This is a genomic window from Agrobacterium sp. GW821-FHT02D03 (assembly GCF_059421725.1).
This window is the reverse complement of sequence record NZ_JBWKVN010000002.1, coordinates 1,037,264-1,059,242: the sequence shown is the minus strand read 5'-3', so window position 1 is coordinate 1,059,242 and position 21,979 is coordinate 1,037,264. Positions and strand designations below refer to the sequence as shown.

At 58.1% G+C, this 21,979-nt stretch carries 17 protein-coding genes; 6 read left to right on the top strand and 11 right to left on the bottom strand.

Annotation, left to right across the window (positions count from 1 at the left end):
* The first annotated feature begins 189 nt into the window (after positions 1 to 189).
* Entirely contained in the window at positions 190 to 3,138 is a 2,949-nt protein-coding gene (locus AC07U5_RS18230; protein ID WP_494723860.1) for a DUF4838 domain-containing protein, read from the top strand.
* Between the two features lie 218 nt (positions 3,139 to 3,356).
* Positions 3,357 to 4,604 (top strand): hypothetical protein, encoded by a 1,248-nt coding sequence (locus AC07U5_RS18225; protein ID WP_494723859.1) that lies wholly within the window; start codon positions 3,357 to 3,359, stop codon positions 4,602 to 4,604.
* A gap of 91 nt (positions 4,605 to 4,695) precedes the next feature.
* Here the strand turns inward: AC07U5_RS18225 and purU are convergent, their stop codons facing one another.
* The 7 genes from purU to AC07U5_RS18190 form a co-directional block, all read right to left on the bottom strand.
* The gene (purU, locus tag AC07U5_RS18220) at positions 4,696 to 5,580 is read right to left on the bottom strand and encodes a formyltetrahydrofolate deformylase (RefSeq protein ID WP_312930153.1); all 885 of its coding nucleotides are present in this window, start codon (positions 5,578 to 5,580) and stop codon (positions 4,696 to 4,698) included.
* Positions 5,581 to 5,663: 83 nt separating this feature from the next.
* Positions 5,664 to 6,971, bottom strand: a complete 1,308-nt coding sequence (gene glnT, locus AC07U5_RS18215) for a type III glutamate--ammonia ligase (protein WP_113261352.1) — start codon at positions 6,969 to 6,971, stop codon at positions 5,664 to 5,666.
* 88 nt (positions 6,972 to 7,059) lie between these two features.
* Positions 7,060 to 8,388: an FMN-binding glutamate synthase family protein gene (locus tag AC07U5_RS18210; protein ID WP_062423865.1), complete on the bottom strand. Its 1,329-nt coding sequence runs from the start codon at positions 8,386 to 8,388 to the stop codon at positions 7,060 to 7,062.
* Between the two features lie 15 nt (positions 8,389 to 8,403).
* Positions 8,404 to 9,090: a GltB/FmdC/FwdC-like GXGXG domain-containing protein gene (locus AC07U5_RS18205; protein WP_062444833.1), complete on the bottom strand. Its 687-nt coding sequence runs from the start codon at positions 9,088 to 9,090 to the stop codon at positions 8,404 to 8,406.
* Positions 9,091 to 9,126: 36 nt separating this feature from the next.
* Positions 9,127 to 10,032 (bottom strand): class II glutamine amidotransferase, encoded by a 906-nt coding sequence (locus AC07U5_RS18200; protein WP_112359871.1) that lies wholly within the window; start codon positions 10,030 to 10,032, stop codon positions 9,127 to 9,129.
* Between the two features lie 96 nt (positions 10,033 to 10,128).
* Positions 10,129 to 10,797 carry a helix-turn-helix domain-containing protein gene (locus AC07U5_RS18195; RefSeq protein ID WP_494723858.1) on the bottom strand — a complete coding sequence of 223 codons (669 nt, stop codon included), beginning with the start codon at positions 10,795 to 10,797 and terminating at the stop codon, positions 10,129 to 10,131.
* Between the two features lie 47 nt (positions 10,798 to 10,844).
* The gene (locus tag AC07U5_RS18190; protein WP_494723857.1) at positions 10,845 to 11,819 is read right to left on the bottom strand and encodes a GlxA family transcriptional regulator; all 975 of its coding nucleotides are present in this window, start codon (positions 11,817 to 11,819) and stop codon (positions 10,845 to 10,847) included.
* 89 nt (positions 11,820 to 11,908) lie between these two features.
* Here AC07U5_RS18190 and AC07U5_RS18185 point away from each other — a divergent pair, with 89 nt between their 5' ends.
* The 4 genes from AC07U5_RS18185 to soxG are packed head-to-tail and all read left to right on the top strand — an operon-like array spanning position 11,909 to position 16,960.
* Positions 11,909 to 13,159 (top strand): sarcosine oxidase subunit beta family protein, encoded by a 1,251-nt coding sequence (locus AC07U5_RS18185; protein ID WP_494723856.1) that lies wholly within the window; start codon positions 11,909 to 11,911, stop codon positions 13,157 to 13,159.
* Between the two features lie 24 nt (positions 13,160 to 13,183).
* Positions 13,184 to 13,459 carry a sarcosine oxidase subunit delta gene (locus tag AC07U5_RS18180; protein ID WP_112953446.1) on the top strand — a complete coding sequence of 92 codons (276 nt, stop codon included), beginning with the start codon at positions 13,184 to 13,186 and terminating at the stop codon, positions 13,457 to 13,459.
* Positions 13,456 to 16,419 carry a sarcosine oxidase subunit alpha gene (locus tag AC07U5_RS18175; protein WP_494723855.1) on the top strand — a complete coding sequence of 988 codons (2,964 nt, stop codon included), beginning with the start codon at positions 13,456 to 13,458 and terminating at the stop codon, positions 16,417 to 16,419. Before AC07U5_RS18180 ends, AC07U5_RS18175 begins: the two co-directional genes overlap by 4 nt.
* On the top strand, positions 16,412 to 16,960 hold the full coding sequence (soxG, locus tag AC07U5_RS18170) for a sarcosine oxidase subunit gamma family protein (protein ID WP_494723854.1): 549 nt from the start codon (positions 16,412 to 16,414) through the stop codon (positions 16,958 to 16,960). Before AC07U5_RS18175 ends, soxG begins: the two co-directional genes overlap by 8 nt.
* Before the next feature lie 93 nt (positions 16,961 to 17,053).
* Here soxG and AC07U5_RS18165 read toward each other — a convergent pair whose 3' ends face one another.
* Genes AC07U5_RS18165 through AC07U5_RS18150 form a run of 4 tightly spaced genes read right to left on the bottom strand, consistent with a single transcriptional unit; the run spans position 17,054 to position 21,967 of the window.
* Positions 17,054 to 18,403 carry an NAD(P)/FAD-dependent oxidoreductase gene (locus AC07U5_RS18165; protein ID WP_494723853.1) on the bottom strand — a complete coding sequence of 450 codons (1,350 nt, stop codon included), beginning with the start codon at positions 18,401 to 18,403 and terminating at the stop codon, positions 17,054 to 17,056.
* A 1-nt stretch (position 18,404) separates the two neighbouring features.
* Positions 18,405 to 19,106 carry an SDR family NAD(P)-dependent oxidoreductase gene (locus AC07U5_RS18160; protein WP_440598802.1) on the bottom strand — a complete coding sequence of 234 codons (702 nt, stop codon included), beginning with the start codon at positions 19,104 to 19,106 and terminating at the stop codon, positions 18,405 to 18,407.
* Between the two features lie 45 nt (positions 19,107 to 19,151).
* Positions 19,152 to 20,774: a hydantoinase B/oxoprolinase family protein gene (locus AC07U5_RS18155; RefSeq protein WP_494723852.1), complete on the bottom strand. Its 1,623-nt coding sequence runs from the start codon at positions 20,772 to 20,774 to the stop codon at positions 19,152 to 19,154.
* Positions 20,771 to 21,967 carry a hydantoinase/oxoprolinase family protein gene (locus AC07U5_RS18150; RefSeq protein ID WP_494723851.1) on the bottom strand — a complete coding sequence of 399 codons (1,197 nt, stop codon included), beginning with the start codon at positions 21,965 to 21,967 and terminating at the stop codon, positions 20,771 to 20,773. Before AC07U5_RS18150 ends, AC07U5_RS18155 begins: the two co-directional genes overlap by 4 nt.
* Positions 21,968 to 21,979: the final 12 nt, after the last annotated feature.

Genomic DNA, 21,979 nt, shown 5'->3' with positions numbered 1-21,979 from the left:
AAAGGTGCCTCTTTAGAACAAGATATTGTACATTTTACATGTAGGAATGCACATGAAACTAGATCTCGAGTAATCCTATTCCTCGAAATATACTTTGCCTCAGCACGAGACGTATGCTCAACGCCGGTTCCAAGCCTTCATCTATTTATCCAAAGCCTCATTTTAACGGAACGTAGGGACTAAAAAGCCATGTCACCTATCAGCAAAATTGCTGTTACTTGCCTCGCCGTCTTGTCCCTTGTGTCACCCGCTATTGCACAAGACGTTGTGCGGAATCGTATCGTCAACGGCTCTTTCCTGGCGAGCGAACTGCGCCCTTGGTGGGCGCAGGGCTCCGGCACTGGTGTAAGAACCGTTGAAGGTGACAAGGCAGTTTCGCTCCGGTCAGGAATGATGGTCCAGGAACATATATCAGTCATAGGCGGACGCAATTATCGGCTTTCAGCCAAGGTGTTCAGTGAAACCGCAGATGCGAATACAGTCTATGTTCAATACAGTTTCCGCGTTCAGGGAAAAATGAACGAAGGCTGGCAGGGCCCGGCCTTGGTCTCTGTAGATGACCGTTCGGAAGGTCAATGTCAGACACAGTCCGCAAAGCGTCAAGAACGTGCAGCGTTCGTGACAGGCGGTGAGTCGGGCTGGCAGTCACATTCGATCGTTCTTCGGGCGCCGCAAGGAGCGGACCAGATGGTACTCTACCTCCGCAAAGCGGCCTGCTCCTCTGGCGAGGCAGCGTTCACAGACGTCTCGCTAACGGAGACCGACGATGCGCCCACATCTGCTGGCGACGTCGCCAAGATGGCGCTCGCCGAGCAGAGGCTACTAAGACCGGCCGATCCATCCGCTAATTCCCGACGCTTGACAGACCAACTTGTGCGGCCGGCGCCGGCCGACGATCGCTATCGGCTGGCGGAAGGCGGCAGGATGGGGATGCGCGTTCATGTTGGCGCCCAGGAAGATATCATTACTCTTCAAGCTGCTGTAGATCTTTCCGACTTCACAGCAAAGCTGGCAGGAGCGGCCGCTCCAGAGCGGCTATCGACCGATGAGGCCGTGGCAGCAGAACCGTTGCTGGTGGTCGGGCGGAAAAATGCCATTGCGAAACGTGCCTTTACCGACATCGACTTCAGTGGGCTAGGCGATGACGGCTTTCTGATCCGAAGCTTTGGCCCGCATGTGTTGATTGCGGGTGCTACGTCTCGTGGAGACATGTATGGCGTCAACTGGTTTCTCGATCACAAGCTCGGAGTTCGCTGGCTATCTCCAAAATTCACCTATTGGCCGAATACGCCAGACATCACTCTACCATCGCTGAACGAACGCCAAGTGCCGCGCTTCGCATTCCGCGAAGTCCTGAGTAAAGAGGGAGAAGATAAGCCTTGGAGACAACGCAACCTCATGAACGGCCAATCGCACGAGCCTTCCTCATTGCAGACGCCGATCGCTATCGACAGTTGGAATCAAAGCTGGGCCGCAAAAGGGATTTATTTCGAATTTTTCCAGCTACTGCCGCAGAACACATATCAGGATAGCCATCCCGATTGGTATGCTGGCGGGCAGTTGGCGATGATGAACAAGAGCATGCGCAAAGAAATGGCGCGGGTCGTCGTTCAAAAATTAAAAGCTCTACCGGACTACAGGGCCGTCTGGTTCTCGATCCATGCCATGGACTGGGGTTGGGACATGGATCCGGCGAGCGCCGCCTTCGCGGCAAAGCATGGTGGTCATGCATCAGCTCCGCGGCTGGACATGATGATTGAAGTGGCAAATCTCGTGCGTGCAGAACTGCCTGGCGCGCGGTTGGCCTTCAATGCCTATCATTGGAGCTTTACGCCCCCCGAGGGCATGACGGTACCGGACTACATTCTTGTCTATCCCATGACCATTCAGGTCAACTACAGAGATGCATTGAATGGTCCCGCCAACGAAAGACTTGGCCAGGATCTGGTCCGTTGGAATACTATTGCCAAACACGTACTGGTTTGGGACCACATCACCAACTTTGCCGGATATATTCAGCCTACGCCAAACATCGTCCCGATTGGCAATTCGCTGAAATGGCTTGCCTCGCTTAATCATGTAGAGGGCTATATGGGCGAAGGCAGTTCCAATACGCTAGGCGCAGAATTCGCTGCGCTGCGCGCCTGGATGATCGCGCGACTGCTGTGGGACCCGCAGCAGGATCCTTGGGACGTCATTACCGAGTTCTGCGACAAATATTATGGCCCCGCTGCTCCGCAGGTGCTCGACTACATCCGGCTTATGCATGACAAACTCGCCGCCACGGACGACGTACTTTCTGAAAAGACGACGGTCGACATGACGATGTTCGACGCAGATTTCGTGTCGCGCGCCAATGCTCTCTTCAATAAGGCGGAAGAGGCGGTAGCAGGCACGGAGTACGCCGCTCAGGTGCGTCTGGCTCGTCTGCCTGTCGATTTTGTCATTCTTCGACGGCAAGCAGGTTACGTGCGTGCTCAGAAGAACATCGACTTTGACGTTCAAGGCACACGTCCAGAGCGGCTCACGCGTTTCTGGCAGACGATCCAGGCGGAAAAAATCTGGCAATACATTCAGAACAGCGACGTTAAGGAACTTAAGAACCTACTGGAGGTGAGAATCATCGAGCCACCCAGTGTGCCCGACATCGTCAAAGACAGCCCGCAGTGGAAAGACATTCAGGATATTTCCTTCCAGCGTTATGCCGGCTGGCAGAGCACCATTGTCAGCGATCCTCTTGCCTCAGACGGGTCCGCAATCGCGCTTGACCGGAACTCAGAAAAATGGAACACGCAACTATTGTTCGATAAACTGCCGCGCCAAGGCGACTGGTGGGTGTATGTGGCCCTTCGGGTTAAAGGTGGAAGCGGCGGCAATGAGGAAATTGCCAGGGTCGGATCAGCACCTCCAATGTCCTGCTTTGCGACAGTGCGCAATGATCCTGCCGCGGGCGACGACTATCGTTGGATTGAGGTGCCCGGTGGTCCATTTCGCTTCACCACAGACCACCTTCACAGCATCTATATCCAGCCACGCAAGGGTCCTGAGGGATCGATGGTATTGGTTGATCGGTCAGTGGCGGTTTCGAACCGCGTGACGAGTGGTGTCCAAATGGCAAAAGGAGGGAACTGCCGTTGAGATAGACGCCGCAGCACAATTAGAGCGGCTTATGGAGATCGCGAATGGCTTATAGAGATATATCTCCTTCTTATCCCGGGGGAAACTATTTTGAAATACACTTTAATATCCGGGTCGATAGCCTCTCTTTGAAACCCTACGAGATTGGTGTAAAGCACTGGATATTCCGCCTTGGCGGATGAGATAAACTCGGTTGCTCAATCGCCTCAAGGTCACTCATGCCTATTTCCGAACGTAGATTTGGCACACCACTTCCTGGATACAAACCTGGATATGTGTCGATATTTATTCGGAAGGTTTTAAGACGGCTGGGTCGGGCAGACGCTAGCGATATTATTCTGATAAGTGGAATCTTGCTGATTCCGTTTCAATTTGTCCAGATATCGGTCCTCCAACCAGCTCATTTCTGGATGGTGGCCGTCTTAGCGCTAATTATTATCCGGGGGAAAGTAAGAATTAACTCGGTTGAGGCGGGTGTCTTTCTGTCTTGTATGGCAGCGGCCACAGCAATGACGGTATTGCAACCGGAAGACAGGATCAAAAGCGGTGAGCAGTTACTGAAATTTCTATTTGTTTATCCTGGCTTTTATATTGTCGGCCGCTACTTAGGCCATGCCTCGCTGCGTAAGACCCTCCCGTTTGGCTATCTCTTTCTGGCGATGTTTCTTGTGTTTCAGATTATCGTTGAAAAACTCCAAGTGCCGATCATTTTTCAGCAAATCGACTTCGGGATCGGAGCACTTCACGGCACTTTTAAAGAGCGGAACTGGCTGTCATCCTATTTTTTTCTGATGTCGTACTTGTTACTTTTGAGAACCGGCGGGGAGCGTCGCTTCATTCCGTTCATCCTTTTGAATGGCGTAGTAACAGTGCTAACATTGAATAAAACAAATATGGTTGCCTGCGGGCTCGTGTTCTTGTTCAGATCGCGCACGCCGTTGGTTGCTAAGGTCGCTGCTGTGCTTGTCGGCGCGACCCTTTACATCGCCGTTCTGGGTAACGAGTTCACTCAAGAAAAGATCGATGTGAAACTTGAAGAGGAACGAGGGCTGGCCTTTCAATCTTCGATCGAACTGATCGAGAAAAATCCGCTCGGTTATGGTTTCGGCTTCGTTGAGGCCTATTTTGCAAAGGGCAGCGAAAGCATCAAAGGACTCGGGCTAGGGACCAATTCTGTATTTGCAGTACCACTCGACATGGCGATTGTTGCGGGTGTCTTTGGGGTTGCATTTTGGCTTGTTTTTTTCTGCGGAGTCGGGCTGGGGTTCAACACAATCATTACACTTTTACCCATTGCAGTATTAACTCTTCTGAACCCACTTCACCAATCAGAAATGTATTATCTTTTCATCGGGATACTCGTATCAACGAGTTTAAAAGCTAAATTTGTAGCTGTACCTCTGTCTGCCATTAGGAGAAAATTCGGTCGAGAGTGGACTTCGGAAGCAAAACGCATCGAGGTCTAAACCAACAGGCGCGACCTTCAGTTTCTTCTTCTTCGCTTTGGCGTTTGCCACGGCCCGAACTCCCGCGGTGGCGTTCGGCGCATGCAACAACTTACCCCATCCGCTCCGACGCATAGGAACCGGGGCTTGGCGGGAAGACCACGGTGCGGTTGCCGTTGATAAAGGTGCGGTGGTGGATATGGGCGTGGATGGCACGCGCCAGAACCTGGCTTTCCACATCGCGACCAAGCGAAACGTAGTCGTCTGCCGATTGGGCGTGGGTGATACGCACCGTGTCCTGCTCGATGATCGGACCTTCGTCGAGATCGGCGGTGACGTAGTGGGCGGTGGCGCCAATCAGCTTCACGCCACGCTCATATGCCTGCTTGTAGGGGTTGGCGCCCTTGAAGCTTGGCAGGAAGGAGTGGTGGATGTTGATGATCTTGCCGGACATCTTGCGGCACATGTCGTCGGAGAGGACCTGCATGTAGCGTGCCAGGATCACAAGCTCCGTGCCGGTGCTTTCGATCAGGTCGTTCAGCTGCGCTTCGGCCTTCGGCTTGTTTTCCTTCGTCACCTTGATGTGGTGGAAGGGAATGTCGTGATTGACGACAACCTTCTGGTAATCGAAGTGGTTGGAAACGACGCCGACGATATCGATCGGCAGCGCGCCGATCTTCCAGCGATAGAGCAGATCGTTGAGACAATGACCGAAACGCGAGACCATCAGCAGCGTCTTGGTGCGTTCGCCATCGCTGAAGATCTCGGCTTCCATCTTGAAGCGCTCGGCAACCGGCTTGAAGCCTTCCTTGATGTCTGAAAGCGACACGCCCTCTTCGGAAATGAAGGAGACGCGCATGAAGAACTTGCCGGTTTCGAGGTCATCGAATTGCGAGCTATCAACGATGTTGCAACCCTTGTCCGCGAGATAACCCGAGATGGCGGCGACGATGCCGCGTGTGGATTTGCAAGCTACGGTCAATACATAGGTCGTCATCTGGCGCCCTCTCTGTCATCGATGGAAAAAAACCGCGCTACGCGAGGAGCGCGGGAAAAGCCGCAAGGCGGCGGGAAACGTTGTCAAACGTCGAGCGTGGTCTGGTGCTCCCAGGCGGTGAACTGGGAGCAGTAGCTGTTCCACTCACCATGCTTGAGCTTCAAATAGGCCTTGGAGAACTCGACGCCGAGCGCCTGCTGCAACGCTTCATCCTTCTCATATTCGCGCAACGCATCAAGAAGATTGAGCGGCAGTTTCGGCGCATCGGTGACCGTATGGCCTTCGCGATACATGTCGATATCGTGATGTGGACCTGGATCGGCCTGCGCGCGAACGCCGGAAAGGCCGGCTGCGATTATGATGGCCTGGAGCAGATAGGGGTTCACCGCACCGTCCGGCAGACGAAGCTCGAACCGCCCGGGCCCCGGCACGCGCACCATATGGGTGCGGTTGTTGCCGGTCCATGTCACCGTGTTGGGTGCCCATGTGGCGCCGGATATGGTGCGCGGCGCATTGATGCGCTTGTAGGAATTGACGGTCGGATTGGTGACAGCCGCCAGCGCGGAGGCATGTTTCATGATACCGCCAAGAAAGGTCTTGCCCTTGGCGGAAAGGCCAAACGGCATTGCCTTGTCGGCAAAGGCATTGACCTTGCCGTCCAGATCCCACACGGAAATATGCGCATGGCAGCCGTTCCCGGTCAGGCCCTTGAAGGGTTTCGGCATGAAGGTGGCGCGAAGCCCATGCTTTTCTGCAACGGATTTGACCATGAATTTGAAAAAGGAATGCTTGTCGGCCGTTTGAAGCGCGTCGTCATATTCCCAGTTCATTTCAAACTGGCCGTTCGCGTCTTCATGGTCGTTCTGGTACGGCTTCCACCCCAGCTCCAGCATGTAGTCGCAAATTTCGGCGATCACATCGTAGCGGCGCATCACCGCCTGCTGATCGTAGCAGGGCTTTTCTGCAGTATCATATTCGTCGGAAATCTTGCTGCCGTCGGCGGAAATCAGGAAGAACTCCGGCTCGACACCGGTCTTCACCCGCAAGCCCTCGCTGGCGGCTTCGGCAATCAAATTCTTCAAGACCACACGCGGCGCCTGTTCGACCGGCTGGTCTTCCATTACGCAATCGGCGGCGACCCAGGCGACATCCTTCTTCCATGGAAGCTGGATGACCGAGGAGGCATCTGGCACGGCAAAAAGATCAGGATGAGCGGGTGTCAAATCGAACCAGGTGGCAAAGCCTGCAAAGCCCGCGCCGTCCTTTTGCATGTCAGCGATCGCTTCGGCAGGCACCAGCTTGGCGCGCTGCCCACCGAAGAGATCGGTGTAACTGATCATAAAATATTTGATGCCCTTATCGGCTGCATATGCGGAGAGGTCCAGTGTCACGTCATTCCCCTTTTTTTGGTATCAGACACTTGATTTTAGAAAGACGGCCGCATCCTCCCAAACGCGCCCGCCCTTAATGCATGCGTTTTTAGAAGCCACCTTTGCCGGGGAACCAGTTCGTTCCCGCCAGCGGAACCTGCGCCATGGCTGCGGCCTCCATGGTCAAGGCCACGAGATCTTCCGGCTCCAGATTGTGGAGGTGGTTCTTGCCGCAGGCGCGCGCGATGGTTTGCGCTTCCAGCGTCATCACCTTCAAATAGTTGGCAAGGCGATGACCGGCGGCGACTGGGTCGAGACGCGCGGCAAGCTCCGGATCCTGTGTCGTGATGCCAGCCGGGTCTTTGCCTTCGTGCCAGTCATCATAAGCGCCAGCGGTGGTGCCGAGCTTCTGGTATTCCTCTTCCCATTTCGGGTCGTTATCGCCAAGCGCCACGAGTGCCGCGGTACCAATCGCTACTGCATCCGCGCCAAGCGCCAGAGCCTTCGCCACATCGGCGCCGGAGCGAATACCGCCAGATACGATCAATTGCACCTTGCGATGCATGCCGAGATCCTGAAGGGCCTGGACTGCAGGGCGAATGCAGGCGAGCGTCGGCATGCCGACATTTTCGATGAAGACGTCCTGCGTTGCAGCCGTGCCGCCCTGCATACCGTCCAGCACCACCACATCGGCACCGGCCTTTACAGCAAGCGCCGTGTCGTAATAGGGGCGCGCACCGCCGACCTTGATATAGATCGGCTTTTCCCAGTCGGTGATTTCACGCAGTTCGAGGATCTTGATTTCCAAATCATCCGGGCCGGTCCAGTCGGGATGGCGGCAGGCCGAGCGCTGATCGATCCCTTTGGGCAGATTGCGCATAGTGGCGACGCGGTCGGAAATCTTCTGGCCGAGCAGCATGCCGCCGCCGCCGGGCTTGGCGCCCTGACCGACGACCACTTCGATGGCGTCTGCACGGCGCAAGTCCTTCGGGTTCATGCCATAACGCGATGGCAGATACTGGTAGACGAGGGTCTGGCTGTGGCCGCGCTCCTCATCCGTCATGCCGCCGTCGCCCGTCGTCGTGGAGGTGCCGGCAATCGTGGCGCCACGGCCAAGGGCCTCCTTGGCATTTCCGGACAGCGCGCCGAAGCTCATGCCCGCAATCGTGATCGGAGTCTTGAGCGTAATCGGCTTTTTGGCAAAGCGGGTTCCAAGCGTGACGCTCGTATCGCATTTCTCGCGATAGCCTTCGAGCGGATAGCGCGAAATGGAAGCACCAAGAAACAGCAGGTCGTCAAAATGCGGAACCTTGCGCTTCGTGCCCGCACCGCGAATATCGTAAATGCCGGTGGCCGCGGCGCGGCGGATTTCCGCCAACGTATGGTCGTCAAAGGTTGCGGACTTGCGCGGCGGGGTGAATGGGTTGTGATAGCTCATCGGTAGATCCCTGCCTCAATACGCATCGGCGTTGTCGATGTTGAAGGTGTAGAGCGTGCGGGCAGAGCCGTAGCGCTTGAACTCGCCAGGCTTGACATCGGTGATGCCGGCCTTGTCGAGAAGCTCCGCCAGCTTTTCCAGATGCTCGGAGCGCATTTCCTTTTCGATGCAGTCGGCGCCGAGGCTCTTGACCGAGCCGCGCACGAAAAGCTTTGCCTCGTAAAGACTATCGCCCAGTGCATCGCCCGCATCGCCGCAGACGACGAGATGGCCGGACTGGCCCATGAAGGCCGACATATGGCCGATATTGCCCTGCACGACGATATCGATACCTTTCATCGAAATCCCGCAACGGGAGGCGGCATTGCCCTTGATGACGAGAAGCCCGCCGCGACCGGTGGCACCCGCATATTGAGAGGCATCCCCTTCAATGACGACGGTACCGGACATCATGTTCTCGGCGACACCGGGACCGGCAGAGCCATGAACGGTGACGGTGCCACCATCATTCATACCGGCGCAATAATAGCCGACAGAACCATGCACATCGACGGTTACGGGACTGTCAATGCCAACAGCAACGGCGTGATGGCCGCGCGGATTGACGACTTCAAATTCGGTGTCGTTTACACCAGCAGAAAGGCCGTGCAGCGCCTTGTTGAGGTCACGCAGCGGCGTATGAGAGAGATCGAAGACTGGCATGGATATGACTTTCACACGGATAGGCCGATGACGGCATCAGGCTGCTTTTTCGTGGTCCCAGAAGTAGACGGTCGCAGGCTCCGGCTCCCAGACGCGGGCGGTCTCAATGCCCGGCAGATTGACCAAGGCACGATACTCCGAGCCGAAAGCGACATACTGATCGGTTTCGGCCATGACAGCGGGTTTGCAGGCAATCGGATCGCGAACGACGCCGAAACCGGACTTGGTGCCGACAACGAAGGTGAAGAAGCCGTCGAGATCGTCGAGTGCACCGGTCAGCGCCTCACCCAGGTCCTTCCCCTTGGCCATTTCTGCCGTGAGGTAAGCAGCAGCCACTTCGGAGTCGTTCTGGGTTTCGAAACTCATGCCTTCACGAACCAGTTCGCGGCGCAGATTGTTGTGGTTGGAGAGCGAACCATTATGCACGAGGCACTGATCCGAGCCGGTGGAGAAGGGGTGCGCGCCAAGCGTCGTCACCGCCGATTCCGTTGCCATGCGGGTGTGGCCGATGCCGTGGGTGCCTGCCATGGAGCGCACGTCGAAACGGGCCACCACATCCTTCGGCAGGCCGGTTTCCTTGTAAATCTCGACGCTATCACCCGAGCCCATGACGCGGACATTGGGGCGGAGAGCGGAAAGAACGGCACGGATGCCATCAAGCTTGTCCGCCGGGATGTCCAGAACCGCGTGCGTGCTCTTGACGGTCACCGCAGCCGCAACGCCCTTTTCCTTCAGCGCCTCTGCAAGTCCTGTAAAGTCTGCATCAGGATCGGCGGACTGAATCGTTACCTTGGCGCGTCCTGCGGCAGCGCCACCGTAGATCGCGATACCGGCCGAGTCCGGTCCACGATCGGTCATAGTGATCAGCATATCCGAGAGCAACTGACCCAGCTGCGGTTCCAGGCTTTTGTCTTTCAGGAATAATCCAACAATGCCGCACATCGACAGGCACCTCCGTTCGTTTGTGAACAAAGGCGTATCACACGAAATTTCAAGACGTCAACTATGAGGAATATTTTTTTCCTTTAAGGCAATTTATCAATCGCCCGTCACTCGTCGTTGAGGGTAGGAGATGATCGACAAGTAACGTGCGGGAAGCTGCACCAACACTTCCGGTCCGTGCGGCGCATCGGCATCGAAAAACAGGCTATCCCCCGCCTGCATGGTAAAAAGCTGCTCTCCGTGTCGATAGACGACCTCGCCCTCCAGCATGTAGAGAAACTCCATGCCCTCGTGCTGGAAGGTGGGAAAAACGTCGGAATCGGTCGTGAGCGTGATGAGATAGGGTTCGACCGTCACCCCGCTGGTGTTGTTGTCGATATGCCCAAGCAGGCTGTACTGGTGGCCTGCGCGCGTGCCTCTGCGGTCGATATTGACGCCTTGCCCGGCCTTGACGAAGGTGGCGCTGCGGGGCTCCTCAAAACCTCGGAAGAAGGCGGTGATCGGCACGCCCAGCGCTTTGGAGAGCGTCTGCAATGTCGTCAGCGACGGCGAGATGTTACCGTTCTCGATCTTCGACAACATGCCAACCGACACGCCGGTCGCGGAAGCAAGGTCGGTGACGGTTATGCCAAGTTTCTTGCGATAGGCTCTGACCTCGTGACCGATGGCCATCTCCAGATTGTTGACCCTCGGTTCGCGAACGGCATGCGGATCCTGCGACAGGACCTGCTGCGCGGCTTCTACGCTGATGGATTGTTTCGCCATGGAGCCTCCGGCACGGTATGGTCACTCTTCTTTAAAGGAAGAATATTTTAATTCGCAGGAAATCTTTGTCGGACAGCGCCCGGCGTCTTTCCAAAATGAGCCTTGAAGCTTCCTGAAAAGTGACCCGCGCTGGAAAACCCGGTGGCGAAGGCCACTTCCGCTATGGACAGTGGGCTTTGTTCCAGCAGTCTTCGGGCGTGATCAAGCCTGATGGCACGATAGGTTTCCAAAAATGACGCCCCAAGTTGATCGGCGAAAAGCCGGTCGAGGTGGCGTATGCTGGTTCTGGCAAGTTTCGCCATAGTGTTGCGATCGAGCGGGTTCTCAATCGTCACCTCCATCTTCTCCAGCACGGTGAGCAAGGCGGGATGATGGGTGCCATAGCGTTCGGCGATCGAGCCACGCTGCGGCGCACCCGGTTCAGCCACCGCCGTATGCAGGTACCAATCGCTGACACGCCTTGCAAAATGGGCGCCCATGCGCTGCGAAATCATCGCATGCATCATGTCTAGCGGCGCAACCCCGCCCGCACAGGTGATCCGGTCGCCATCGAACACGAAGCGCGCCTGCCGCGGCGTCAGATGATTGAAGGCTTCTCGCAGCACGGGGGCGTGTTCCCAGTGAATGGTGAAGTCGCGATGATCGAGCAAGCCTGCCGCCGCCAGAACATAGGCGCCGCTGGAAATTCCGCCGATCCTGACACCCTGCCGTGCAAGACGGCGCAAAAGCGCAAGTGAACCCTCCGATAAAGCCCAGTCCTGCGGCGTGCCACCTGCACAGACAAAAATCGTGTTGCACCCTTCGCCAAAGCTCATCAGCGGCTGGCACTCCACAGTGATGCCAGACGAACTTCTCACCGCCTCGCCATCGAAGGATAGGGGGACGGCGTCATAGATATCCGTGCCGGCAATCAGATTGGCTGCGCGCAATGGCTCGGCTGCAGAGGCGTAGGACATCAATGCAAAGTTCGGGATGAGAACGAAGCCGATACGCTGGACATTTTTTTGATCGGGATGTGACATGTCCCATTCTTATATTGAAACGTCCTTTTCATGCAATCTTACGGCGGGCTGCACGATTATCCTGGTCGGACATCCGTCGAGGTATTGCCATGCGCTATTCCGCCCTCTCCATTTTGATGAACGGCCTTCGTGGCAACAAGGCCTGGAAGCCTGCCTGGCGGGACCCCGCGCCCAAACCCCACTACGACATCATCATCGTGGGCGGCGGCGGACATGGGTTGGCGACCGCCTATTATCTGGCCAAGGAATTCGGCATCACCAATGTGGCGGTGCTGGAAAAGAATTATGTCGGCTCCGGCAATGTCGGGCGCAACACCACGATCATTCGGTCCAACTACCTGCTGCCGGGCAACAATCCGTTCTACGAACTATCGATGAAGCTGTGGGAAGGTCTGGAACAGGATTTCAACTTCAACGCCATGGTTTCTCAACGCGGCGTTCTCAATCTCTACCATTCAGACGCGCAGCGCGATGCCTATACGCGTCGCGGCAACGCCATGCGGCTGCACGGCGTCGATGCCGAACTGCTGGATCGGGCCGCCGTCAAATCCATGCTGCCGTTTCTCGATTTCGACAATGCGCGCTTTCCCATTCAAGGGGGGTTGTTACAGCGGCGCGGCGGCACCGTGCGTCACGATGCGGTTGCTTGGGGCTATGCCCGCGGGGCCGATCAACGCGGCGTCGACGTCATCCAGGGCTGCGAAGTGACAGGCATTCGCCGCGACAACGGCAAGGTGGTCGGCGTCGAAACGAGCCGCGGCTTTATCGGCTGCGACAAACTGGCGCTCGCAGCCGCCGGCAATTCCTCCCAGGTCGCGGCCATGGCCGGGCTTCGGCTACCGATCGAAAGCCACGTGCTGCAAGCTTTCGTTTCGGAAGGATTGAAACCCTTCATCGATGGCGTCGTCACCTTTGGTGCCGGACATTTCTACGTCTCACAATCCGACAAGGGCGGTCTCGTCTTCGGCGGCGATATCGATGGCTATAACTCCTACGCACAGCGCGGCAATCTCGCGACCGTCGAACATGTCGCGGAAGCCGGCAAGGCGATGATCCCCGCGCTTTCCCGGGTCCGCGTGCTTCGTTCCTGGGGCGGCATCATGGATATGTCGATGGATGGGTCGCCAATCATAGACCGCACGTCCATCGACAATCTCTATCTGAATGCCGGCTGGTGCTACGGCGGCTTCAAGGCAACGCCTGCCTCAGGCTTCTGCTTTGCTCATCTTCTGGCGCGCGACGCGCCGCAGGAAACGGCCACCGCGTTCCGTCTGGATCGCTTTCAACGCGGCTATCTCATTGACGAAAAGGGCCAGGGCGCCCAGCCCAATCTTCACTGACAAAGCGGATCAAGGACGTTCGAAATGGCAAGTCTCGTGCCCTGCCCGCATTGCGGGCCAAGACCCAAGGAAGAGTTCACCATCAAGGGTGCCGTTCTTCAGCGACCCGCACCGGACGACAGTGCGGAGGCATGGTTCGACTATGTCTATCTGCGCGACAATCCGCGTGGCGATTATGAGGAATATTGGCACCACACGGCAGGCTGCCGCCGGTGGCTTGTGGTGACCCGCAATACGGCAACGCACGAGATCAGTGCCTGCGAAGACGCAGCCGACAAGACAAAGGTCAAAAGCGCATGACATCCCACCGCCTGCCCACTGGCGGTCTGATCGACCGCTCCAAGCCGCTCTCCTTCACCTTCGATGGCAAGACGATGCAGGGTTTCCAAGGCGATAGCCTCGCCTCTGCCCTGCTTGCCAACGGTCAGCAACTCGTCGGCCGCAGCTTCAAATACCACCGTCCCCGCGGCATCCTGACCGCGGGTGCGGCAGAACCGAACGCCCTGATGACGATCGGCAACGGCGGCAGAACCGAGCCCAATACCCGCGCCACGATGCAGGAGCTTTATGCCGGTTTGGAAGCGCGAAGCCAGAACCGCTGGCCGTCTCTCGACTTCGACATCGGCGCGATGACCGGCCTGATCTCGCCCTTTCTCAGCGCGGGCTTCTACTACAAGACCTTTATGTGGCCCGCCGCCTTCTGGGAAAAGCTCTACGAGCCCTTCATCCGCCGCGCGGCAGGCCTCGGCAAGGCAAGCTATGAAGCAGACCCCGACGCCTATGACAAATGCTGGGCGCATTGCGATCTACTGGTAATCGGCGCTGGTGCTGCCGGACTCGCAGCTGCTCTCACCGCCGGACGGGCAGGTGCGCGCGTTATCCTTGTTGACGAACATTCCGTCGCGGGCGGCGGGCTGCTTTCAGAAACGGCGACCATTGGCGGCACCAGCGCACCGGATTTTGCCGCAACCTGTGTTGCCGAGCTTGAATCCCTTCCGAATGTCACCGTCCTGACCAGAACAACCGCCTTCGGCTGGTATGATGGCAATGTGTTCGGCGCGGTGGAGCGCGTGCAAAAACATCTACCCGATCCCACGCCTCATGTGCCTGTGGAACGGTTGTGGCGCATCGTGGCGAGACGTGCGCTTCTGGCGACCGGTGCGGAAGAACGGCCCCTGGTTTTCGGGGGAAATGATGTGCCAGGTGTGATGATGGCGGGCGCGATGCGCAGCTATCTCAACCGCTACGCCGTCAGCCCCGGCAAAGCGACAGCAATATTCACCACCAATGACAGCGGCTATGCGCTGGCTCGCGATCTGGAAGCGAAAGGTGTCTCGCTCGTCGCCATTATCGATAGCCGCAATGAGGGAAACCTCTCCTATGGCGGAAAGGCGCGTATCATCAAAGGTGGCGTCGTTGCCAATACAAAGGGCAGCAAGGCGCTCACCGGCATCGAAATCTACAAAAACGGCAGCATCGAACATCTGGATGTCGATGCGCTTGCTATGTCTGGCGGGTTCAGCCCGATCATTCACCTCGCCTGCCACCGGGGCGGAAAACCCGTATGGTCGGACGAAGAGGCGGCCTTCCTCGCGCCCGGTCGTCTCGAAGGGCTAGATCTCGCCGGTGCGGTCTCTGCCACGCATGGCCTCGCCGCATGCCTTGAGGACGGTGCAAGCAAGGGTGCGGAGTTGGCACAAGCCCTCGGCTTTGCCGCGACCGCGCCGTCCTTCGGACCGGTCGAACACGATGTCGGCGTAGCCGCGGCAAAGCCGCTCTGGTCCATTCCTGGCGTGAAAGCAAAGGCTTTCGTCGATTACCAGAACGATGTGCATCGCAAGGATCTCGGCCTGGCGGTGGCCGAAGGCTATGCCCATGTGGAGCTTGCCAAGCGCTATACGACCAATGGCATGGCAACGGACCAGGGCAAGCTTTCCAACGTCAACGCCATTGGTCTTTTGGCTGAGGCGCGCGGCGTTTCTCCGGCAGAGGTCGGCACCACCACCTTCCGACCTTTCTATACGCCGGTTTCCTTCGGCGCGCTGACCGGTGCCTATCACGGCCACCATTTCCAGCCGGTGCGCAAGTCGCCGCTGCATGGATGGGCGGAGAAGAATGGCGCTGTATTCGTCGAAACCGGGCTCTGGTATCGCTCATCCTGGTTTCCGCGACAGGGCGAAAACGGTTGGCGCGAAAGCGTTGATCGCGAAGTTCTGAATGTGCGAAAGAATGCAGGACTCTGCGACGTTTCCATGCTCGGCAAGATTGAGGTTTGCGGGCGCGACGCCGCAGAATTCCTCAACCGGGTCTATTGCAATGGCTTCCTCAAGCTTGCCGTCGGCAAGGCGCGTTACGGCCTGATGCTCCGCGAGGATGGGATGATCTATGATGACGGCACAACCAGCAGGCTGGACGAAAACCGCTACTTCATGACGACGACCACGGCCTATGCCGCAGGCGTGATGAACCATCTGGAATTCTGCGCCCAGGCGCTGTGGCCGGATCTCGATGTGCGGCTAGCCTCCGTCACCGATCAATGGGCGCAGATGGCGATTGCCGGACTCAAATCGAGAACCATTCTTGAGAAGATCGTCGATGACGACCTTTCGAATGACGCCTTTCCCTTCCTTGCCGCGAAAGAGGTCTCTCTGTTTGGCGGAAAGCTGAACGGACGCCTGTTCCGCATCTCCTTCTCGGGCGAGCTCGCCTATGAGCTTGCCGTTCCCGCAGGCTATGGCGAGAGCGTTGCGGATGCGCTGATGGAGGCAGGCAAGCCGGAGGGTATCATGCCCTATGGCGTCGAGGCGCTGAGCGTCCTGCGCGTTGAAAAGGGTCACGTCACCCATAATGAGATCAACGGCACGGTCGTGCCGGCCGATCTCGGCTTCGGCAAGATGGTGTCCGCCACCAAGGTGGATTTCATCGGCAAGGCGATGCTGCAGCGCGAAGGGCTGTCAGCCAGCGACCGGCCAAATCTGGTCGGCGTTGTCCCGATCGATAAAAACCATAGCTTCCGCACCGGCTCCCATATTCTGGCGAAGGACGCCGCTGCGACACTGGAGAACGATCAGGGTTACGTCACCTCCAGCGCTTTCTCTCCCCATCTCGGATCGACCATCGGCCTTGCCCTCGTGAAGAGGGGGTCACACAGGCATGGCGAGGAGGTCATCGTGTGGAATGGCATTCGCAACGAATACACCGCCGCGCGCCTGTGCGATCCAGTTTTCCTCGATCCCAAGAACGAGAAGCTCCATGCCTGATCAAAAGCTTGATTTCAAATCCGGCTTTCAGCCGACATTACGCCCCGTGCTTGGCGCGAAAAAAGCTTTCGTCTCCAACATGATTACCCTGTCCGCCTTGCAAGAAGGCACCATCATCCACGTATTGGCAGAACCATCCGCGCCCGCGGTGGAAGACCGCCTGCGCGCAATGGGCAAGGGTGATGTTCGCACTGTATCGCCGGGGCAATGGTTTATCGTCAGCGATGAACGTCTGTCTCACGGCGAATTGAAGGCTCTGCTCGACGCGCTAGAGCCGCAGGCGATGGGTGTGGACCAAAGTCAGGGTCGGGTTCGCATCCGTATCGAGGACAAGATGGTCGAACGCGTTCTGGCCAAGGGGACGGCGGTCGATCTTTCTCTTCCGGCCTTCCCTGTGGGTAGTTCTGTCACGACACTGATCGGCCACATCACCGCCCACCTGACCCGTTTGGAAGAGAGCGCCTTCGAGATCATCGTGCTGCGCGGCTTTGCCGAAAGCCTATGGGACGATCTCGTTAGAATGAGCGCGGAATTCGCCTGACCCATTCACGCCGCTGCGACTAAAGCCCGTCGCAGTCTTCTAGATTCGCCAGCGTGTCGCTATCGCAAGAGCGCTGCACACTCTGGGGCTTTCTTATAGCCAATACTGGATTTCCGGACGGCTGCCATCGCTGAACCGCGAGAAGAGGAATGGTGTCGGATCGACACAGGGCGTGTCGCCTGTTGCGAGATCGCTGAGAAGACGTCCAGCCCCCGGCCCAATACCGAAACCATGGCCTGAAAAGCCGGTTCCAACGATGAGGCCAGGGAGGGCCTCCACCTCTGATACGACCGGAATGACATCCGGCATCGTATCGATCATCCCGGCCCACCTCTGGGCAATCGGAACGTCCCGAAGAGCCGGAACACTTTTTCGCATTGCGGCCTCGACACTCGTCAATAAATTGGCGTCGGGCGTTGGGTCGAGAACGCGGATTTTTTCAAAGATGCTTGCCTGATCGAAAGGCCGGTGCCTATATCCGATCAGTTCATCGAAGAAGGGTTTGCCGAAGCTCAGCTTTAGGGATTTCCGCTCCATCATGAAGGCGGGCAGAAAGTCACGGAAGAAACGAAAGCTGTCGGGTACGATATCGACAAGGCTGGTGGCCGAAGACGCCACCGTATAGCCGCCGTCCAACCTCTTGCGAAGGGTGAAATCCGAAAAGCCCATCGTCGGCTCGATACCTGCATCAACGGCAGCTGTTCGCATGACCGACGACAAGACCTTCAACTGCGGCAGGCGAAGCCCGTGGCGCGACAGAAGATGCGATGACCAAGCACCCCCCGCGACAATGACGGTCGAGGCCCTTATGCGGCCTTTCTCGGTTACCACCCCTGCAATGCGTCCCGCTTCGATGTCGAGACCACGTACCGCACACTGCTGAAGGATGAAGGCACCGTCCCGTTGGGCGCGTGAGGCGATGGCGGGCGCAGCCAGCTGCGGTTCGGCTGACGCATCCTCTGGAACGAAGATGCCGCCGAACGTCGTCCTGTCCATCCCAGCCACAAACGCCGCAACGTCTTGTGGTTCAAGACTTCTGACACCGATACCGAACTCACGCCCCAGAACGGCCCAACGCTCATATCGCGCGCGCGCCTCTGGCGTTTTGGCTGCATAAATGATGCCACGCTTTCGGTAGCCGACATCCACGCCGGTCTCCTGATGCAGCGTTTCCCATATCGCATGGGATTGCAGCATCAGCGGCAATTCGCGTGTGTCACGACCGGTAAGACGCACCCAGCCCCAGTTGCGACCGGACTGTTCGCCACCGACAATGCCTTTTTCCAGGACTGCGACCCGGACGCCACGTCTGGCGAGCTGAAATGCGGCCGAAACACCGATGATCCCGCCGCCGATGATTGCCACATCAACCGCCTCTGGCAGGTCTTCTGTATTCGCGACAGGGGTGATCGCGGGCATGTGATAAGAAAAGGCAGCGTTCATGTCAGTAACAGTCTTCCACACTAAAATGCACCGGGATCTCAGAGATACTGGCTGTGACGGGCAGCTCCAGCACCATATGCACGATCCGCGCAATATCCTCCGGTTGGGTTAGCTCATTGCTGTCTCTGCCCGCAAGGGCGTTACCCATATCCGTTGCCACGAAGCTTGGGCAAATGATCGTAGAACGCACTCCGCTTTCCTTACCGCATTGGCGCAGCGCGTGGCCGAGTGCAACGACCGCAAATTTGGACATGGCGTAGAGACCGGAACTGGCTGACTTCACCCTCTTGCCAGACAGCGACGCGACCGTAACGATGCGCCCGACCTTGGCATCGGCAAGGTAGGGCCAGGCGTGCTGGCTCAGCCGCATCGGCGATTTGACATTCACGTTGAAGATCATGTCGAAGTCATCGTCCCCGGCGTCTAGAACAGACTTTGGTATCATGATACCAGCATTATGAACCAGGCCATCCAGACGGCCAAAACGCGCGATGGTTGCCTCGACCCATGCCCTCTCGCTTTCCGGATCAAGCGCATCGAATGGGCAAACCAAGGCATCGGGATGATCCGAAAAACGCGACGATGCAGGCGCGCGCACCCCAAGGCTGACGTTCCAGCCAGCAGAGAGCAGTGTCTCCGCGATCGCTGCACCGATGCCGCGCGACGCACCGCTCACCATCGCCACCCGCTTCTCCGAGATCATGCCCTTATCCTTTCCGGCTTGGTACGCGTTGATAGTGTCTCAGTATCAGGCGTCTACCCGCGCCGCAGCCACAGATAGCCGACTATCGGCCGCTTGCGGGGCACCCCACCCTCCACCGCCCGGGGTCTCCACAATGACAGTTTCTCCTGGGGCCAATGTGACCGATCCCTTGCCCGGAAGCGCAGTGACCTTGCCCTGCCTGTCCCGCACGGAATTTTGCCCGGTGGCGCCGGATGCTCCGCCATGCAGACCGTAGGGGCCTGTGAGACGCCGGTCGGATTGCAGGGAAACACGCGCCTCGTGATCGATGGCTGTAATGGCACGGATCAACCCTTCACCGCCTGCATGATGACCGCCGCCGCCCGAACCTTCGCGAAGTTCGTAGCGTTCGACGCGCAGAGGATAACTGATTTCGAGCGCCTCGACCGGTGTGTTGAGCGTGTTCGACATATTGGCATGGACCCCATGCATCCCCTGGCCGTAGGGACGCCCGCCCTGTCCACCACCAATCGTTTCGATATAGGTGTAAGCCCGAGTGCTTCTGGGGTCGCGTCCTCCTATGCCAATGAGGTTCATGGTGCCCTGGCTGGCGGCCGCGATACGATCGGGAGCGATCTGGGCAAAGGCGCGCAGAACCGTATCGGCAACCCGTTGGGTCGTCTCCGTATTGCCGGCACAGACAGCCGCCGGCGCACGGGCATCGAGGAAAGAGCCGGGTGGAATGCGGATTTCCACAGGACGCAGCACGCCGGCATTGGGCGGAAGCGTCGCATCCGTCAAAATCTTGATGGCGTAAAACACTGCCGAATGGGTCATGGGCTTGACCGCGTTGACATTGCCGCGCCGCTGCGGTGCGGTTCCCTCGAAATCGAAGACGAGCCGTTCCGGCGACACCTCGACAGCGACCTTGATCATAACCCGCTCCGGGCTGGACCCATCGTCATCCAACCAATCGTTCGCGACGTAGCGCCCCGGCGGCAATTCGGCGAGACGCTTCAGCATGCGTCGTTCCGAATAGGCGAGAATGGCCGAAAGCCCTTCCTTCAAGCCTCCGACACCAAAGCGCGCGGCAAGTTCGTGAATGCGGGTTTCGCCCACGCGCAATGCCGCAAGCTGGGCATTGAGATCGCCCCGCCGCTCTTCCGGCGTGCGCACATTCGCAAGCACCATGCACATAATACCGCTTTGCTCCACACCACCGTCGTAAAGGAGCACAGGCGGAATGATGAGACCTTCCTGGTAGATCTCGGTGGAACTTCCCGGCATGGAGCCTGGCTCCATGCCGCCGACATCGGAATGATGGGCGCGGCTGGCCACATGGGCAACCAATTCACCCTCAGCGAAGACCGGCGCGATCAGCGTGATGTCCGGCAGATGGGCACCGGCGATGAACGGGTCGTTGACGATGACGACGTCACCTTCTTTCAGCGCCGGCAGCTCTGCAAGCGTAGGGCCGACAGCCTTCAGCATGGAGCCGAGATGGACAGGAACATGCTCCGCCTGGGCGACCAGTTCCGCCTCGGCATTGAAGATGGCGCAGGATGCATCCATCCGCTCCTTGATATTGGGAGAAAAGGCGGTGCATTTCAGCACCACTCCCATTTCCTGTGCGGACGCCTCCAACGCGTTGCGCAATACCTCAAGGCGGATTGGATCGAAATTGCTCATGCTGCTACCTCAACGATCAGACTGCCGGATGCATGAACGGTCAGGCGATCACCCGGATAAAGGACGGTGGTGGACGAAACTTCCTCGATAATGGCGGGACCGGCGATGACGTTGCCCGCCTTGAGCTTGTCTCGGGCGTAGACCGCAGCGGTCTGAAATGCGCCATTGGCGCCGGTGTCGCCGGGCTCATAGTAAACCTGCCGGTCGCCGATGCGGGCATCTTCAGAAGGAACGGGACCACCCCGCTCCAGCTCCGGCAAGACCGGCGTCTCGATGCGGCCGATGCCCGTCACTCCGAAACCGGCGATCTCGAGAGCCGCACTCTGGTCGGCATGGCCGAAGCGAGCGCGATGCGCCGCGTGGAAGCGGTCGGGAAGAATTGCCCACCAACCCGGCTTCGTGGGATCGACCGTGACTGGCAATTCAAAGGATTGGCCGCGGTAGCGCATATCGATGCGCACTTCCATCTCGCGATTTTCCCGGGCAACGCCGTCGTGTTCCAGATGGGAGTCGGCCCGGTCCGTCAGGCGCCTGATACGAGCTGAGGCTTCAGCTTCCGTCATCGCCTCATAGGCAACCACATGAGTCTCGACGAAGTCATGACGCAAATCCGATATCAGCTGGCCGAGCGCGCACAGGATACCTGGAGTGGGGGGCACCATTACGCGCGGCATTTTCAACTCACGGGCGACGGGGCTGCCATGCATGGGGCCCGCGCCACCGAACGGCACCAGAGCAAAGTCTCGAGGATCGTAACCACGCTCGACGGACACCACGCGGATACCGCGCACGATATTGGCATGGGCGACCCGCAATATGCCCGCCGCCGCTTCGTAAACATCGAGCCCCAGCGGCTTGGCAATGACCGTATCGATCGCTTTCAGCGCGCCATCGAGATCGAGTGTCATCGTGCCGCCCAGTCGTGACTGGGGCGAAAAACGGCCAAGCACCAGATTTGCATCGGTCACGGTGGGCAGGGTTGCGCCGCGCCGGTAGCAAACCGGTCCGGGTACCGCTTCGGCGCTCATCGGGCCCGCTCGCAGAGCAGTTCCGGATTTTCGCCTCCATCCCGCCGCGCATTGACACGTCGCGAGAAGGAGAGATCTCAGTCCAGCCTGTCGATCTGGATATCGATCGTTCCTATGCGCCTTAGCCTCCCTAAAGTATCGGCCGCTAGAAAGGATGCGTCTCATGGCGCGGCCCTA